Source organism: Chromobacterium alkanivorans (assembly GCF_016937655.1).
GTDB lineage: Bacteria > Pseudomonadota > Gammaproteobacteria > Burkholderiales > Chromobacteriaceae > Chromobacterium > Chromobacterium alkanivorans.
Window position 1 is genome coordinate 13,625 of record NZ_JAFHKL010000002.1, and the last position, 16,027, is coordinate 29,651.

The 16,027-nt window shown below is 65.4% G+C and carries 14 protein-coding genes; 2 read left to right on the forward strand and 12 right to left on the reverse strand.

Annotated features, from left to right (window positions below; translation table 11 throughout):
* Positions 1-158 precede the first annotated feature (158 nt).
* The 6 genes from purF to JW897_RS03820 all read right to left on the reverse strand — a co-directional run bounded on the left by purF (position 159) and on the right by JW897_RS03820 (position 5,201).
* Positions 159-1,694, reverse strand: coding sequence for an amidophosphoribosyltransferase (gene purF / locus JW897_RS03795; protein WP_048415278.1), 1,536 nt, complete (start codon positions 1,692-1,694; stop codon positions 159-161).
* Between the two features lie 106 nt (positions 1,695-1,800).
* The gene (locus tag JW897_RS03800; protein ID WP_048415279.1) at positions 1,801-2,295 is read right to left on the reverse strand and encodes a CvpA family protein; all 495 of its coding nucleotides are present in this window, start codon (positions 2,293-2,295) and stop codon (positions 1,801-1,803) included.
* A 5-nt stretch (positions 2,296-2,300) separates the two neighbouring features.
* Positions 2,301-3,128 carry an SPOR domain-containing protein gene (locus JW897_RS03805; protein ID WP_048415280.1) on the reverse strand — a complete coding sequence of 276 codons (828 nt, stop codon included), beginning with the start codon at positions 3,126-3,128 and terminating at the stop codon, positions 2,301-2,303.
* A gap of 7 nt (positions 3,129-3,135) precedes the next feature.
* The gene (gene folC / locus JW897_RS03810; protein ID WP_205465214.1) at positions 3,136-4,404 is read right to left on the reverse strand and encodes a bifunctional tetrahydrofolate synthase/dihydrofolate synthase; all 1,269 of its coding nucleotides are present in this window, start codon (positions 4,402-4,404) and stop codon (positions 3,136-3,138) included.
* Positions 4,401-4,844: a protein YgfX gene (locus JW897_RS03815; RefSeq protein WP_048415282.1), complete on the reverse strand. Its 444-nt coding sequence runs from the start codon at positions 4,842-4,844 to the stop codon at positions 4,401-4,403. Before JW897_RS03815 ends, folC begins: the two co-directional genes overlap by 4 nt.
* Before the next feature lie 3 nt (positions 4,845-4,847).
* On the reverse strand, positions 4,848-5,201 hold the full coding sequence (locus JW897_RS03820; protein WP_048415283.1) for a hypothetical protein: 354 nt from the start codon (positions 5,199-5,201) through the stop codon (positions 4,848-4,850).
* A gap of 123 nt (positions 5,202-5,324) precedes the next feature.
* On the opposite strand from JW897_RS03820, the gene JW897_RS03825 reads away from it, so the two are divergent.
* The gene (locus JW897_RS03825; RefSeq protein WP_205465215.1) at positions 5,325-7,235 is read left to right on the forward strand and encodes an ATP-binding cassette domain-containing protein; all 1,911 of its coding nucleotides are present in this window, start codon (positions 5,325-5,327) and stop codon (positions 7,233-7,235) included.
* Positions 7,232-7,789 carry a C40 family peptidase gene (locus JW897_RS03830; protein WP_082159115.1) on the forward strand — a complete coding sequence of 186 codons (558 nt, stop codon included), beginning with the start codon at positions 7,232-7,234 and terminating at the stop codon, positions 7,787-7,789. The genes JW897_RS03825 and JW897_RS03830 overlap by 4 nt, the downstream gene beginning before the upstream one ends.
* A 397-nt stretch (positions 7,790-8,186) precedes the next feature.
* On the opposite strand, the gene JW897_RS03835 is transcribed toward JW897_RS03830, so the two are convergent.
* The 6 genes from JW897_RS03835 to JW897_RS03860 form a co-directional block, all read right to left on the reverse strand.
* Positions 8,187-9,539, reverse strand: coding sequence for a glycosyltransferase (locus tag JW897_RS03835; protein ID WP_205465216.1), 1,353 nt, complete (start codon positions 9,537-9,539; stop codon positions 8,187-8,189).
* Positions 9,540-9,666: 127 nt separating this feature from the next.
* Positions 9,667-11,304 (reverse strand): methyl-accepting chemotaxis protein, encoded by a 1,638-nt coding sequence (locus JW897_RS03840; protein ID WP_048415286.1) that lies wholly within the window; start codon positions 11,302-11,304, stop codon positions 9,667-9,669.
* 575 nt (positions 11,305-11,879) lie between these two features.
* Positions 11,880-12,950 (reverse strand): protein-glutamate methylesterase/protein-glutamine glutaminase, encoded by a 1,071-nt coding sequence (locus JW897_RS03845; RefSeq protein ID WP_205465217.1) that lies wholly within the window; start codon positions 12,948-12,950, stop codon positions 11,880-11,882.
* Positions 12,940-13,806: a CheR family methyltransferase gene (locus JW897_RS03850; protein WP_205465218.1), complete on the reverse strand. Its 867-nt coding sequence runs from the start codon at positions 13,804-13,806 to the stop codon at positions 12,940-12,942. The genes JW897_RS03845 and JW897_RS03850 overlap by 11 nt, the downstream gene beginning before the upstream one ends.
* The gene (locus JW897_RS03855) at positions 13,807-14,349 is read right to left on the reverse strand and encodes a chemotaxis protein CheW (protein ID WP_048415289.1); all 543 of its coding nucleotides are present in this window, start codon (positions 14,347-14,349) and stop codon (positions 13,807-13,809) included. It abuts the gene before it with no gap.
* 13 nt (positions 14,350-14,362) lie between these two features.
* Positions 14,363-16,024 carry a methyl-accepting chemotaxis protein gene (locus JW897_RS03860; RefSeq protein ID WP_205465219.1) on the reverse strand — a complete coding sequence of 554 codons (1,662 nt, stop codon included), beginning with the start codon at positions 16,022-16,024 and terminating at the stop codon, positions 14,363-14,365.
* Positions 16,025-16,027: the final 3 nt, after the last annotated feature.

Sequence of the window (16,027 nt, forward strand, 5' to 3'; positions counted from 1 at the left end):
CTTATGGCATCAAATATTCAATATGGGAAATGGGTTTGGCAAGCGAAATACCGCTCCATCCGGCCATTGTCGGCGCGGCTGTCGCCAAATTGCGTCGCGGCGGCGAATAAAAAAAGACGGCGGGCAATGCCCGCCGTCTTTTGGAAGCTAAATCATTATTACATGAGATTCTGTTCCGCCACGTTCAGGTTCAGATCTATCATCTGCTCGCTGCCTCCCTGCTCCGCTCCGGGTTTGCCGCCCAGCCGTTCGGCTTCGATCGCGTCCAGATAGGCCGGCGTGATGTCGCCGGTGATGTACTCGCCGTTGAAGCAGGAGGTTTCGTAGCTGCTCAGCTTGGGGTTGACGCTGCTGACCGCCTCTTCCAGCGCGGACAGGTCCTGGTAGATCACCGCGTCGGCGCCGATCTCGCGCGCGATCTCGGCCTCGTCGCGGCCGGTGGCCAGCAGTTCCGCCCGAGTCGGCATGTCGATGCCGTAGACGTTGGGGAAACGCACCGCCGGGGCGGCCGAGGCGAAATACACCTTCTTGGCGCCGGCGTCGCGCGCCATCTGCACGATTTCCTTGGAGGTGGTGCCGCGCACGATGGAATCGTCCACCAGCAGCACGTTGCGGCCCTTGAATTCGCAGGCCACCGGGTTGAGCTTCTGGCGCACCGATTTCTTGCGCACCGCCTGGCCCGGCATGATGAAGGTGCGGCCGATGTAGCGGTTCTTGATGAAGCCCTCGCGGTACGGCAGGCCCAGGTGATTGGCCAGCTGCAGCGCGCTGGGGCGACTGGTGTCAGGGATCGGCATCACCACGTCGATGTCCAGTTCCGGCAAGGCGCGGCGGATTTTCTCGGCCAGCTTCTCGCCCATCACGATGCGCGCCTGGTAGACCGAGGCGCCGTCTATCACCGAATCCGGACGCGCGAAGTACACGTATTCGAACAGGCAGGGCGCGTGGCGGGTCTCGCTGGCGCAGCTGCGGGCGTGGAATTCGCCGTCGAAGCCGACGAACACGCCCTCGCCCGGCTGCACGTCGCGCAGCAGGCTGAAGCCGGAACAGTCCAGCGCCACGGACTCGGACGCGAACATGTATTCGGTCTTGCCGTTGTTGACGCAAGTGCCTATCACCAGCGGGCGGATGCCGTTGGGGTCGCGGAAGGCCACCAGGCCGTAGCCGGCTATCATCGCCACCACCGCGTAGGCGCCGCGCACGCGGCGATGCACCGCCTCAACCGCGCCGAACACCGCGTCCACGCTCAGCTCGTTGCCGTCGAGACGCTGGGTCAGCTCGTGGGCGAACACGTTCAACAACACCTCGGAATCGGAGTTGGTGTTGATGTGGCGCAGATCGTGGCGGAACATGTCCGCCTTGAGCTCTTCGGTATTGGTCAGGTTGCCGTTGTGCGCCAGCACGATGCCGAACGGCGAATTGACGTAGAACGGCTGCGCCTCGGCCAGGCAGGCGGCGGAGCCGGCGGTGGGATAGCGCACGTGGGCGATGCCGGCGGTGCCCAGCAGGGAGCGCATATTGCGAGTGCGGAACACGTCGCGCACCATGCCGCTGCCCTTGTGCATGTGAAAGGTCTTGCCATTGGCGGTCACGATGCCTGCGGCGTCCTGACCTCGATGTTGCAGCACCTGCAAACCGTCATACAGCAACTGGTTGACCGGAGCCTGACCGACCACGCCTAGAATTCCACACATCTTTTGCTCTCTTCCCTACTACTAAAGAAACGGACAAAAAAACAAGACAAAGAAAAAGGCGGAATCTTGAAGTGAAGATATCAAGATATTCCGCCTTGTTCACCAGCTACCCGGTGTAGTGGAGGTTATCGGCCAGCATCGCCGGTAACCAGGGCCTTAATGATAAGGCCACCGATTCAAATGGCGCCGAGAGCACGGCATTCCTCCACATGGGTTGTCGCGGCAGATCGCTCAAGCCGCCCACCAAAACCAGGGCCGTCACCAGCACCAGCCCGCGAGCCAGGCCGAACACCGCCCCGAACAATCGATTGACTCCGCCCAGGCCCACGCTGTCCAGCATGCCGGTCAAGGTGACCCGCAGCAAGGCAGTCGCCAGCCAGGCCAGGAAAAACACCGCCACGAAGCCGGCCACCAGGCGCAAGCCTTCCGAACTGAGCTCGCCGGGCAGAAACGCCGACACCACCGGCGAAAACTGCTTGGCGCACCAGAAGGCGATCAGCCAGGAGCCCAGCGACAGCACCTCCGCCACCAGGCCGCGCATCATCGCCACCAGGATGGAGCCGGCGATGATGGCGATGGCAATATAGTCGAAGATGGTCATGACGGCTACTTGGTCACGATAATGCCGTTAACGCCGGCCTTGGCCAGCTTCTGCAAGGTGGCCTGCGCCTCGGCGCGGCTGTTGAACGGGCCGACCCGCACCCGGGTCACCTCGCCCTTGCTGGTCTGCACCTTGCTGAAATGGGCGGCAACGCCTATCGACGACAGCTTGGACTTCAAGGCGTCGGCCTTTTCCGGGTCCGACAGCGCCGCCAGCTGGATCACCGATTTGCCCTCGGCCTTGGCCGCCGGCTCCTCTTTCTTCGCCGCGGGCTTGTCCAGCGAATCGAAGCGTCCTTCCAGGATAGCCGCCGGGTCCGGCTTGCGCGCCGGCTTTTCGTCCAGCTTGATCTCGGGCTTTTTGTGCTCGGGCTTGGCCGGCTTCGGCTCCGGCTTGTGTTCGGGCTTGGGCTTGGCTTCCGCTTTCGGCTCGGGTCTGGCTTCCGGCTTGGGCTCGGGCTTGAGCGCCGGGGCCGGCTGCGCGGCCGGCATCGCCGGCGTCATCGTGGACAGATTGGCCGCCAGCTCGGTGGCTCCTGGCTTGGTCGCGGGCGCCGCCTCGGCCAGCGCGGAAGACGCCGCGGACGGCGCTGAGGCCGGCTGGGCCGGCGGCGGCACGGTGCCCGCCGGCGCTTCGGCGTGATTGGCCGCCGGCGCGGAAGCGCCCGCGCCCAGCACTTCTATCGATTCCGGCTTCATCTGCTGCTCGGGCAAGCGGCCCACTACATTCCACAAAACGACGGTGGCGACGGTAACCAACACGACAGCGCCCACCAGACGGCGTCTGGCGCGCTTGCGCAACAGGATCAACTCCTCGTGGGTGGATAAAGCCATGCTTTCCTCAAGCCGGGTGTTGCCGGGCTTCCATCACCTCGGCAACGGTGTGGAAGGAACCAAAAACGACAATTCTATCACTCTCCTCCGCCTGCGATAAGGCCGCCGACCAGGCTTGCGCCACGGTGGCGAAGGATTGCACCCGCGCGACGCCCATTTCCGCCAGCCTGGCGGCGATGCGCTCGCCGCTCTGGCCGCGCGGCATGTCCAGGCCGCCGACGAACCAGGCGTCGAACTCCTCGCGCGCCAGCGCCGCCACCTGCTCCAGGTCCTTGTCCTCCAGCATGGAGAACACCGCCAGCCGGTTGCGGGCGAAAGGCAGCTGCTTCAGGCTGGCCGTCATCGCCTTGAGCGCGTGCGGATTGTGGCCCACGTCCAGCACCACCGCCGGGCGGCCCGGCAGCACCTGGAAACGGCCAGGCCACTCCACCTCCAGCAGGCCGCGCTTGACCGCGCCCAGGCTCACCGGCAGGCGCGGCTTCAAACATTCCAGCGCCGCCAGCGCGGCGGAGGCGTTGATCATCTGGTAGCCGCCGCGCAGCGCCGGCAAGGGCAAGGCGTGGCGGTGGGCGTCGCCCATGTGGAAGGACCACTGATTGTCCATGCGCTGATAGCCGAAATCCGGCCCGTACAGCTTCAGGTCCGCGCCGATGGCGCGGGCGTGCTCGATCAGCCGCCGCGGCGGATTCGGGTCGGCGCACAGGGCCGGCTTGCCGGCGCGGAAAATGCCGGCCTTCTCGAAGCCGATGTCCTCGCGGTTGTCGCCCAGGATGGCCTGGTGGTCGATGTCCACGCTGACCACCACCGACACGTCCGGCTCGAAGATGTTGACCGCGTCCAGGCGGCCGCCCAGGCCCACCTCCAGCACGATCACGTCCACTTTTTCCGCGACGAAGCTGTGCACCGCCGCCAGGGTGCCGAATTCGAAATAAGTCAGCGAGGTGTCGCCGCGCGCGGCGTCTATCGCCTCGAAGCTGGCGACGATGCGCTCGTCGCTGGCCGGGGCCAGATCGATGGCGATGCGCTCGTTGTAGCGCAGGATGTGGGGAGAGGTGTAGGTGCCCACCTTGAAGCCGGCGCGGTGCAGCATCGCGGACAGCATCGCGCAGACCGAGCCCTTGCCGTTGGTGCCGGCCACCATCACCACCGGGCAGGACGGTTGCAGTTTCATCGCGTCGCGCACCCGCTCCACGCGGGCCAGGCCCATATCGATGGCGGTGGCGTGCAGGCTTTCCTGCCAGCTCAGCCACTCGGCCAGAGTCTTGTGTCCAGTCATTTCGTCTCAGTATCGTCCGCGGCGTGGAACCACAGCAAATAAGTCCGCAAGCGGCGGCGGCCGTCCGCCGGCGCCGAATCCGGCCACAACATCAGCGCGCGCCGGCGGCCGCCGACGCTCACGTTCAAAACCGTCAGCCAGGGGGTGACGAAGCAATCGTCCAGCGGCTGCGCCGGCAGCGCGGAATCGCGCCACAAGCGCAAACGCCCCAGGCCGTCCACCTCCAGCCGCCGGAAACGGCCGGCGTCGCCCCAACCGTCGGCGCGCAGCGCCCGCCAGAGCAGGAAGGCCGCGACGGGCAACACGGCCAGCCAGGCCGGCGGCAGGTGGCGGATCACCGCCCAGCTCAGCAGCGCGGCGGCTGTGGCCGTCAGCGCCAGCCAGAGGCGGGAGGGCCTCAGCTCGAAGCCGAAAGGCTCCAGCCGCTGCCGCCCGCTCATGGTTTAGAGATCCAGCGCCGGGGTGTTGCTGATGTCGGCGTCCACGCTGTCAATCACCGTGGAATGGATCTCCACGTCGAACCATTCCCAGAAGGCCTTCAAGGACATGTCCTTGGGCCATGTCTCTTCGTCCTCGTACCAGGACGCCAGTTCCATCTTGAACAATTGTTCGTAGATTTCGTCGATGTAGGCGACGCCCTCTTCCGGCTCGTCGAACTCCGGCAGCAGGATCACGGTGCAATCGGCGCGCAGGCTGTCCAGCGCCAGATCCATGTCGTTGTCCGGGGCCTGGTTCAGCCAATCCAGGAACGGTTGTTTCGGTTTGATCACGGCCACCGAGCGGTCAACGAAGTACATAGCATGCCTTTCATTCAAGTTTGGCCGGCATTGTAACAGCACAAACCGCGCCGCGCTAAGCGTGGAAGCGTGACCGGCATGTTACAATCCGTGCATTTTTCCATACAGAAAACAACACGCACCATGGCTCTGATTACCGTCGAAAAAGCCTGCCTGGCTTTTGGTCACCACGCATTGCTGGATAACGTCGACTTCGCGCTGGAGCCGGGCGAAGTGGTCGGCCTGATCGGCCGCAACGGCGCCGGCAAGTCCTCGCTACTCAAGAGCGTGGCCGGCGCGGTGGCGCTGGACGACGGCCGCATCAACATCAAGGGCGACGTCAGCGTCGCCTATGTGCCGCAAGAGCCGGAGCTGGCGCCGGAGCACACGGTGTTCGAAGCCGTGGCCGAAGGCCTGGGCGATTTGAAAAGCCTGCTCACCGAATACCATCAAGTCACCCATCAGCTGACCCAGGCCGACGCCGACCACGAACAGGCGCTGGCGCGGATGGAGCACATCCAGCACGAGCTGGAAAGCCGCGACGGCTGGCAGTTCGACGCGCTGATCTCCTCCACTCTGTCCCACCTGGACCTGAACCCGGACGCGCGGATCAATGAGCTGTCCGGCGGCTGGAAAAAACGCGTGGCGCTGGCGCGCGCGCTGGCGTCCAAGCCGGACGTGCTGCTGCTGGACGAACCCACCAACCATCTGGACGTGTCCGCCATCGAATGGCTGGAAAACCTGCTCAAGAGCTATAGCGGCAGCGTGCTCTTGATCACCCACGACCGCCGCTTCCTGGACAACGTCGCCACCCGCATCGTGGAGCTGGACCGCGGCATTCTGCGCAGCTATCCAGGCAGCTTCTCCAGCTACCATGTGCGCAAGGCGGAAGAACTGGCCATCGAGGAAGAACAGAACCGCATCTTCGACAAATTCCACGCCCAGGAAGAAGTGTGGATACGCAAGGGCATCGAGGCGCGCCGCACCCGCAACGAAGGCCGCGTGCGCCGGCTGGAAGCCATCCGCCGCGAGCGCTCGGCGCGGCGCGAGCGCGTGGGCCAGGTCAACTTCCAGCTGGACGCCGGCGAGCGCTCCGGCAAGCTGGTGGCGGAGCTGGAACACGTCAGCAAGGGCTTCGAGGGCAAGACCCTGATCCGCGACTTCACCACCCGCATCCTGCGCGGCGACAAGATCGGCCTGATCGGCCCCAACGGCGCCGGCAAGACCACCCTGCTCAAGCTGATCCTGGGCCAATTGGAGGCCGACAGCGGCAGCGTCAAGCAAGGCAGCAAACTGGAGATCGCTTACTTCGACCAGTTCCGCGAGCAGCTGGACGAGGAAAGCAGCGTCGCCGACATCATCAGCCAGGGCAACGACTTCGTGGAGGTCGGCGGCGTCAAGAAACACGTGATGAGCTATCTGGAAGACTTCCTGTTCTCGCCGCAGCGCGCGCGCAGCCCGGTGCGCTCGCTGTCCGGCGGCGAACGCAACCGCCTGCTGCTGGCCCGGCTGTTCACCCGCCCGGCCAATGTGCTGGTGCTGGACGAGCCCACCAACGATCTGGACATCGACACGCTGGAACTTCTGGAAGACGTGATCGCTCAATACTCGGGAACCGTGTTCCTGGTCAGCCACGACCGGGCCTTCCTCGACAATGTGGTCACCCAGGTGATCGCCTTCGAAGGCGAGGGCCGGCTGGAAGAATATCCCGGCGGCTACCAGGACTGGATCGACACCAAGGCGCGCATGGCGGCGATGAAACCGGCGGAAAAACCCAAGGAAACCGTCGCCCCGCAGGACAAGGCCAAGGACAAGCCCAAATCCGCGCGCAACAAACTGTCCTACAATGAGACGCGAGAACTCGCCGCGCTGCCGGACGAGATCGCCGCGCTGGAAACCGAGCAAGCCAGCCTGAATCAGCAATTGCTGGACCCCAACTGCTACCGCGACACGCCCAAGGAGGCCATCGCCTGGCAGCGCCGGGTGGAGGAAATCGACGAATTGCTGATGGACAAGCTGGCGCGCTGGGAAGAACTGGAGTCAAAGCAACAATGAGCAAAACCTTGCCGCCTTCGCCCTCTTCGCCGCTGGACCGCCGCGCGCTGCTGCGCGGCGCCGCGGCGCTGTCGCTGGCCGGCCTGCTGGCCGCCTGCGGCACCACCTCCAAAGTGGCAGGAGGCCGCAAGCCCCGCCCCTCCGGCGACCTCAGCCTGTCCGGGCTGAAGGCCGACGGCGCCAGCCGGGAAATCCTGATCTACACGCTGGGCCTGCTCGGCCTGGACTACAAGTTCGGCGGCACCAATCCCGAAGCCGGCCTGGATTGCAGCGGCATGGTCGGCTACATCTACCAGAACGCCGTCGGCGTCACCCTGCCGCGCACCGCCGCCGAGATCGCCAGCGTGGCGCGACCGATTCCGGACAGCCGGATGCGGGTGGGCGACCTGGTGTTCTTCAACACCATGAACCGCCCGTTCTCCCATATGGGCATCTTCATCGGCGACGGCAAGTTCGTGCACGCGCCGCGCACCAACAGCTCCATCCGCGTGGCGCGGCTGGACAACAGCTATTTCGCCGCCCGGTATGAGGGCGCGCGCACGCTATTCAGCTAAGAAGCCGTTCAAAGTCTGCTGCGCTTCGGCGATACGGCGTTGAAACCCGCTTCGAAATGCTCATGTACCGCATGTACATTCCGCTTTCTCAGCCGGTTTCGCCTTGTCTCGCTCTAGCTCGCTAGACTTTGAAAGCCGCACAAAGCCTGCCGCGCTTCGGCGGGATTTTAGACAAAGGCGTTGAAAACCAGCTCAAAATGCTCATGTACTGCATGTACATTCCGCTTTCTCAGCCGGTTTCGCCTTGTCTCGCTCTAGCTCGCTAGACTTTGAAAACCACAAAAGTCTGCCGCGCTTCGGCGGGGTTTTAGACAAAGGCGTTGAAACCCGCTTCGAAACGCTCATGCACCGCATGAGCATTCCGCTTCCTCGGCGGGTTTCGCCTTGTAGAGCCTCGTCACCCCTCCGCCAAGGCCGGCCTGGCGCCGGATTTTTCCGCCGCGCGTCCGGGCTTCCCCAGCAAGGCCTCCTCCACGCAGTCCAGCGCCCGCGTCGGCTCCGCTTCGGCCGCCATCCGCGCGGCCAGTTCGCGGCAGGCCCGGCCCGCGCCCGGCCCGCTCAGCAAGCGGGCCAGCACGCGTTCCATCCGCCGCGCGGACACGCGCTCCGCCGGCAAGACCTCGGCCACGCCCAGGCGCTTGGCGCGCTGGCCGTTGTCGAACTGGTCGTAGCCGTAAGGCACGATCAATTGCGGAATCCCGGCGCGCATCGCGTCCGCCATGGTGCTGACGCCGCCGTGGTGGACCAGCGCCGCCGCCCGCGGCAACAAGGCGGTGAAAGGCGCGTGCGCCTGCCACAACACGCTGTCCGGCAAAGCCGGCGGCAGCTGCGCCGCGTGCGGCGTGACGAAGACCCCGCGCCGCCCCAGCCGCCGCAAAGCCCGCAGCGCGGCGTCGAAGAAAGCCGCCGCGTGCCGATGTCCGGTGCCCGGCGTGAACACGATGGGCGCGTCGCCGACGGCCAGAAAGGTTTCCAGTTCGGCGCACAGGCCCGGCCCGGCCGGCGCGGCGGGCGGCAGAAACCCCCCTTCGAAAAACGGCCGCGGCCAGTCCGGCTGCATGGCGGCGAACCAGCGGGGAAACAGGCTGACCGAGGCGTTGGGCGTCTTCAGCATGTGCTCGAAAAAATGCGGCGCCGGCGGCAGGCCGCATTGCGCGCGCGCCGCGTTCAGGCCGGGCAAGGTCAGGCCGTTGAACCAGCGGTGCAACAGCCGCCACAGCAGACCGGCCCCGGCCGGCGGCAGCCAGCCGGGAATCCGCAGCGAGCCCATGGTAAGCAGATCGTAACGGCTGCATAGATTGGACGGCGCGAGATAGGCGGTCACGATGCGCAAATCCGGCCGCGCCGCCCGCGCCAGCGCCGCCATCGGCACCAGGATGGGATGGCACAACACCATGCAGTCCTCGTCTTCCGGCAGCGCTTGCACCGCCTGGCGGATGGCGTCCAGCTGCGGGATCAAGCCGTCCCAGAGCACGCCCCAGCCCTTGCGCTCATGCCAGAGATCGGGATTGTCCAGCACCGCCTGCTCCTGCTCGCGCTCGCCGAACAGCCGGTACGGCAAGCCGGCGGCGCGCGCCATTTCCTCCTGCAGCTCCGGCGCCAGCAGCAATACCCGGCGGCCGCGCGCGGCCAGCCCGCGCGCCAGCGCGATGAAGGGCTGCATGTCCCCGCCGGTGCCGCTGGAGGCGACGATGATCAAAGCTTCGCGCGGCTGATCCGCGCCGGCCTGCGGCGGCAGTTCCTGACTCATGGCGGGCCTTCCTTCCGATATGGCGACAGGCCATGCTACGCCAATGTCATTATTTGGGCAAAAAGAAAACCGCCCCGAGAGGCGGTTGGCCAGCGGACGGCGGCTGCGCGCCGCGCCGCGCCGCCAATCAAAGCGTGAACTGCTGCACCACGCCGCGCAAAGACACCCCGCGCTCCAGCAGATTGACCACGCCCTGCTGCGCCTCTTCCGCCGCCAGCCGGTTTTCCTCGGCCGAGCTGCTGACCGACTCCACGCTGCCGGCCAGGTGCTGGGAAGCGTTGGCCTGCTCGCGCACCGCCGCCGAAATATCGCCCATGCCGCGCGACACGCCCTGGATCTGCACCGAGAAGCCCTGCAAAGTGTCCTGCGCCTCGCCGGCGTGGTTGACGCTGGCGTCCACGCGGTCCACCGCCGCGCGCATGCCGGAGATGGCGGAGGCGGAATCCTGCTGCACCGAATCTATCATCGAGCCGATTTCCACCGTGGCGTTGGCGGTGCGCTCGGACAGCTTGCGCACCTCGTCCGCCACCACCGCGAAGCCGCGGCCCTGCTCGCCGGCGCGCGCCGCCTCGATCGCCGCGTTCAAAGCCAGGAGATTGGTCTGGTCGGCGATGTCCTTGATCACCGCCACGATCATATTGATCTCATTGGTGCGCGAATCCAGCTGATCCAGCTTGCCGGCCAGCTGGGTCACTTCCTGCTGCACCGTGCGCATGCCCTCCACCGCGTTCTGGATGTATTGCACCGTGGTCTGGGTCTGGCCTTCGAAGGAAGACATCAGCTTGGCCGCGTCCTCGGCGATTTCCGAGACATGGGCGATGCTCACCGCCAGCTCTTCCACCGCCGCCGCGCTGCCGCGCACGTCCTCGGCCTGCTGGCCGGAACGCGCGGCCACGCCGCCCACCAATTGATCGATGTGTTGCGACTCGCTCTGCACCGCGTCGGATTCGCCGCGGATCTCCAACAGACGCTGGCGCAACGCCGCCATGAAGGTGTTGAACGAGGACGCGATGCGGCCCACTTCGTCGCTGCTGCGCACCGGCATGCTGCGCGCCAGGTTCCAGTCGCCGCCGGCCAGCTGTTGCAAGGCCACGTTCAGCTCGTTCACCGGCTTCACCATGCGGTTGGCCAGCAGCAAGGCCACCAGCTGGGACAGCAGCAGCAGGCCCAGGCCCACCGCGCCGCTTTGCCACAGCACCTGGGTGCGCAAGGCCTCCACTTTTTGCAAGGAGGTGTCCACCCCCACCACGTAGCGCATGCCGCTGGCCGAGGTGAAGGGCACGAACACCGAGCGGAACAGGCCGAACTCGCCCTGGTACTCCTCAAACTGGGTGGAGCCGTTGCGCAAGGCCGCGGCCAGGCCGGCCGGTACATCCTTGTATTCGGCCAGGAACCACTGCTGGTACTGGCCGGACTTCACCTCGTCCGGGCTGGCGGAAGAACTGGTGTACAACACGCGGCCGCCGCGCTGAATGGTGGAATAAGCGTAAGCCAGGCCGCTGTCGCGCGCGAAATCGGTCAGCTGCTTGGTGGTGGCCTGGCTATTGGGATTGCTGTCCGGCAATTGATCGTGGAAATTCTCGCCCACCATCTGGCGCGCCGCGTAGGCGGCGGTCAGCAGGGTCTGGTCCACGCCCTTCATTTCGGAGTCCACGGTGCTGCGATAGGCGTAGATCGAATAAACCGCCACGATCAGCAAGCTCACCAGAGTAAAAGCGGCGGATAGTTTGGCCCGCAAGCCCCAGTCCTTGTTCAAGACACTCATACGGATGCATTCCCTCGACATTCATTCCAAAAACAACTCCCCGCCGCCGGCGGCGCATCCGGGGCGCGCCGGACCGGCGCCGCAGGTCCAGGCAGTGGATCGGTCAGTAATCGACAAGAGGCGATGACGGCGCCGCGAAACGATGCGGAGCGGGCGGGGAAGAATAGACAGGCGGCGGCGCGGCGGGACCAGCGGCCCGGCGCGGCGGCGTGCTCTGAATATGGAAAGTGATGATAACGCCAATTAAACGCGAATCAATGCGACTGGCTTTGGTAGTTTGCACATAGCAAGTGCATAATCGCTTTCTCTCCAGCTAAAGCGACCCTGCCCCGCTTTGTTTTTAAAGGGTTTTTTATAGATAGGCCGCGACAAGCAATGGTGTTTACGTAAAAACACCTATCGCATCTGTATCTATCTTGAACGCCGCTTAGCGCCGGTTCAAAGTCTCGCGAGCGAGAGCGAGGCGAGGCCTTGCGGCTGAGAAAGCGGAATATACCGCGGGTGCGTGAGCGTTCCGAAGCGGGTATCAACGCCCTGGTCTAAAAACCCGCCGACGCGCGGCATAGAACAGGCGCTCAGGCGCGCAAGCCCTGCAACAGTTTCGCCAGACGCTCCAGCGACATCACCTCGTCCACCCCGCCGCGGGCGATGGCCGCCTGCGGCATGCCGAACACCACGCAGGACGCCTCGTCCTGCGCCAGCGTGCGCGCGCCGGCGTCGTGCATCTCGCGCATGCCTCGCGCGCCGTCGTCCCCCATGCCGGTGAGGATCACCCCCACCGCGTTGGCGCCGGCGCTCACCGCCACCGATCGGAACAACACGTCCACCGACGGCCGGTGCCGCGACACCGGCGGCCCGCCCTTGACCTCGGCGACGAACTGCTTCTGCCGGCGATGCAACAGCAAATGCTGGCCGCCCGGCGCAATCAGCACCGTGCCGGCGCTGACCACGTCGCCGTTCTTCGCCTCCCTCACCTCCACCTGGGCCAGCTGGTTGAGCCGGCCGGCGAAAATGGAGGTGAAGCCCTCCGGCATGTGCTGCACCACCACCATGCCCGGGCAGTGCGGCGGCAGGCGCTGCAACAGAAACTCCAGCGCCTGGGTGCCGCCGGTGGACGCGCCCAGCGCGATGACGCGCTCCGTGCCCTGCGCCGGCCGGCGGCGTTCCGGCGGCGCGTCCAGGATGGCGTCGGCGGTCAGCTTGGGCGCCAGATAAGCGGCCGGCGCCGTCTGCTTCAGCGCCTCCACCCGGACCTTCGCCGCCGCGTACACCTCCTCCACCAGCCGCTTGGCGTTCGCGACGAAATTGGTCTTGGCGTTGGCCAGCGGCTTGAGCAGCACCGACACCGCGCCGGCGCTCATCGCCTCCAGCGACACCAGCGCGCCCTCGGTGGTCAAGGCCGAGCAGATGATCACCGGCGTCGGTCGCTCCGCCATCACTTGGCGCAAAAAAGTCAACCCGTCCATCCGCGGCATCGCCAGATCCAGGATGATCACGTCCGGCCAGCGCATCTTCATTCGCGTCATCGCGTAGATCGGGTCCGGCGACGCGCCCAGCAGCTTGATGTCCGGCGCGGTGGCCAGCATCTGGCTCAGCATCTCGCGCGCCACCGCGGAGTCGTCAACTATCAGAACACTAATGCTCATCGATTCTTCCGCCCGCGAGATGGGAATCCAGCCGGTAGCGCGACGGCGCCTCCTGCGCCAACGGCAGCGCCAGGTGCCGGATGGATTCCGAATGCCCGATGATCAAATGCCCGCCCTGCCGCAATTTGTCGCACAGCGACAGCAAGACCCGCAGCTTGGTGGCCTCGTCGAAGTAAATCAGCACATTGCGCAGGAAAATCACATCGAAGTGGCTGTGAGTGAAATGCGAGGCGTGCAGCAGGTTCAGATTGGAAAAACTCACCTTCCTCGCCAGCTCCGGCGTCACCTTGACCATGCCGGCGTACTCGTCGCGGCCGCGCAGGAAATAGCGCCGCCACAGCTCGGGCGGCGTCTTGCGCGCGCGGTCCACCGAATACACCGCGCGCCGCGCCAGATGCGTGACCCGGGTATTGATGTCGGTGGCGTACACCCGCCACTGCCCCTGCAAGCCCAGCGCCTCCGCCAGAATCATCGCCACCGTGTAAGCCTCCTCGCCGGTGGAACAGGCCGCCGACCACACCCGGAACTCGCCCCGGCCTTGCAGCTGCGCCGCCTTTTGCCGCAGCCAGAAGAAATGCTCCGGTTCGCGGAAAAAATAAGTCTCGTTGGTGGACAGCAGATTGATCGCGTACTGCCGCTCCGCCTCGTTGGCCGGGTCCGAGATCAAACGCCAGTAAGCCGCGTAGCTGTTCAGGCGCAAATGGCGGATGCGCTTGGCCAGCCGGGACTGGATCAGCGAGCGCTTGCTCAGCGGCATGGCGATGCCGGCGGTCTGGTAGATGAAGCGGCGCAGCTGGAAGAACTCTCCATCCGTCAGCAACGGCCCGGCGGTCAGCGACTCCTCCAGGGCGAACATCTACAAGGCCTCGATATCGTCGCTCAGAAACTGTTGCGTCACCGCCTCCGCCATCTGGCTGAGCTCGGACACCGACAGCGCCTGGCGCACGTTCAGCAAGATGGCGAAGCGCTGATTGATGGTGGCGATGCCCTGGATGAAGTCGCTGCGGATATTGGAGCCGAAGCTGGGCGAGGGATCGATCTCGCTTTGCGGGATCTCCAGCACCTCGCACACCGAATCCAGCAGGATGCCGATGTCGGCGTAGCCGCCCTCCAGGCCCGGCAAGGACAGGATGGCCACGCAGGTGGACGACTTCAGCGCGGTCTGGCCGCGGCCGAAGCGCACCGACAAATCGATCACCGGCACCACCGCGCCGCGCAGATTGATGATGCCGCGCACGAAGCTGGGCATCATCGGCACCTCGGTGATGCCGTCGAACTCGATGATCTCCCGGATGAAGTTGATCTGGATGCCGAACAAATCCTCGCCCAGGATGAAAGTGACGCAATGGAATTTCTGGTCGCCGCCGTCCTGGCCGGCCAGCTGTTCGCTGTTTCTCATCGCCGCGCTCCTCTCAATACTTGGAGAACTTGTCCTCGTCCACATTCATATCGAGGTCGTCGTCATCGTCCGCCGGCGGCGGCGGCGCGGCCCTGCCGGCGTGCAGATGGCCGATGTGCACCATCCGGGACTTGCGGCCGCGGGTATTGCGCAGCTTGAACTGCTGCATCAGCTCCTGCAGCTGCATCGCCGCCGAACTCAACTCCTCCGAGGTGGAACTCAGCTCCTCGGCCGAGGTGGCGGACGACTGCATGCCGCTGCTGATCTGGGTCACCGCGCTGTTGATCTGATCGATGCCGGAGCGCTGCTCGCGCGAAGCGGCGGAAATCTCCTGCACCAGGCCGGCGGTCTGGTCTATGCCGGGCAGCATCTCCTGCAACAGCGTGCCGGCCTTCTCCGCCACGCCCACCGAGCGGCTGGCCAGATCGCCAATCTCCTTGGCCGCCACCTGGGAGCGCTCCGCCAGCTTCCTCACCTCCACCGCCACCGTGGCGAAGCCCTTGCCGTGCTCGCCGGCGCGCGCCGCCTCGATCGCCGCGTTGATCGCCAGCAGATCCGTCTTGTTGGCGATATCGTTGATCACCGTGATCCGCGACGCGATCTCCTTCATCGCGTGCACCATATCGCTGACCGCGCTGCCGCCCTGAGTCGCGCTGGACGCGGATTTGGACGCAATGCTCTCGGTCACCCGCGCATTGTCCGCGTTCTGCGTCACCGTGGCCGCCATCTCCTCCACCGAAGCGCTGGTCTGCTCGATGCTGGACGACAGCTCGGACGAAGTCTGCGCCAGCGAATTGGCGGTGGACGACACCTCCTCGGACGCCGAGCCTATCGCCTCCGACATCGCGCTGACCTCGGACAGGGTCTCGGACAAGCGGTGGGCCATGGACTTGATCGAATACAGCAGGCTGGAAGTGTCGTCCGGATGCAGCTTCACCGGCACCGACAAGTCCCCGGCCGCCACCCGGCTCACCACCTGCACCGTGTAGGACGGGTCGCCGCCCAGCTGCTTGAGCAGGCTGCGCGTCACCATCACCCCCAGCGCGATGCTCAGCAGCACCGCGAACACCGCGATCGCCACCAGCGCCCGCAAGGCGTCCGTGCTGATCACCTTGGTTTCCACCAGCGAATTGTCGGCCAGCTTGGCGTTGAGGTTCACCATCTCGGTCAGCACCCCGTCCACCGCCTGGTAGGCCGGCCAGCCCTTTTCCGCCATCAGCTTCAGCGCCAGCTTATTGTTCTCGCCGTCGCCGCGGTCGGTGTAAGACAGCCGCTTCACCTCGGTGGCGTAGGGCTGGTAAATCGCCCAGGCGGCGTCGAAGCGGCGTATCGCGTCCACCTCCGGCGGCGTCAGATCCGTCTTGCGGTAGGCGTCTATGCTGGCGTTCATATTCTTCTCGAAGCCGACCATTTCCAGGTCCACCGCGTCCATGGCCTTGGTGTCGCTCTCGGCGATGTAGCGGTACAGCGAGCGGTTGCTGGCCATCGCGTTGCGCGCGGCGTTGCCGATATCCTTGATCGGCGTCAGCTGGTTCTCGAACAGATTCACCATCACCCCGGTGATGCGCTCGGTGGCGGTGTAGCTGACAAAGCCCAGGGCCAGCAAAAAGCCCAGCACCACGGTGAACGAAATCCCCAGCTTGGTCTTGACCTGCGCATTGTGAAACCACTGCATGAC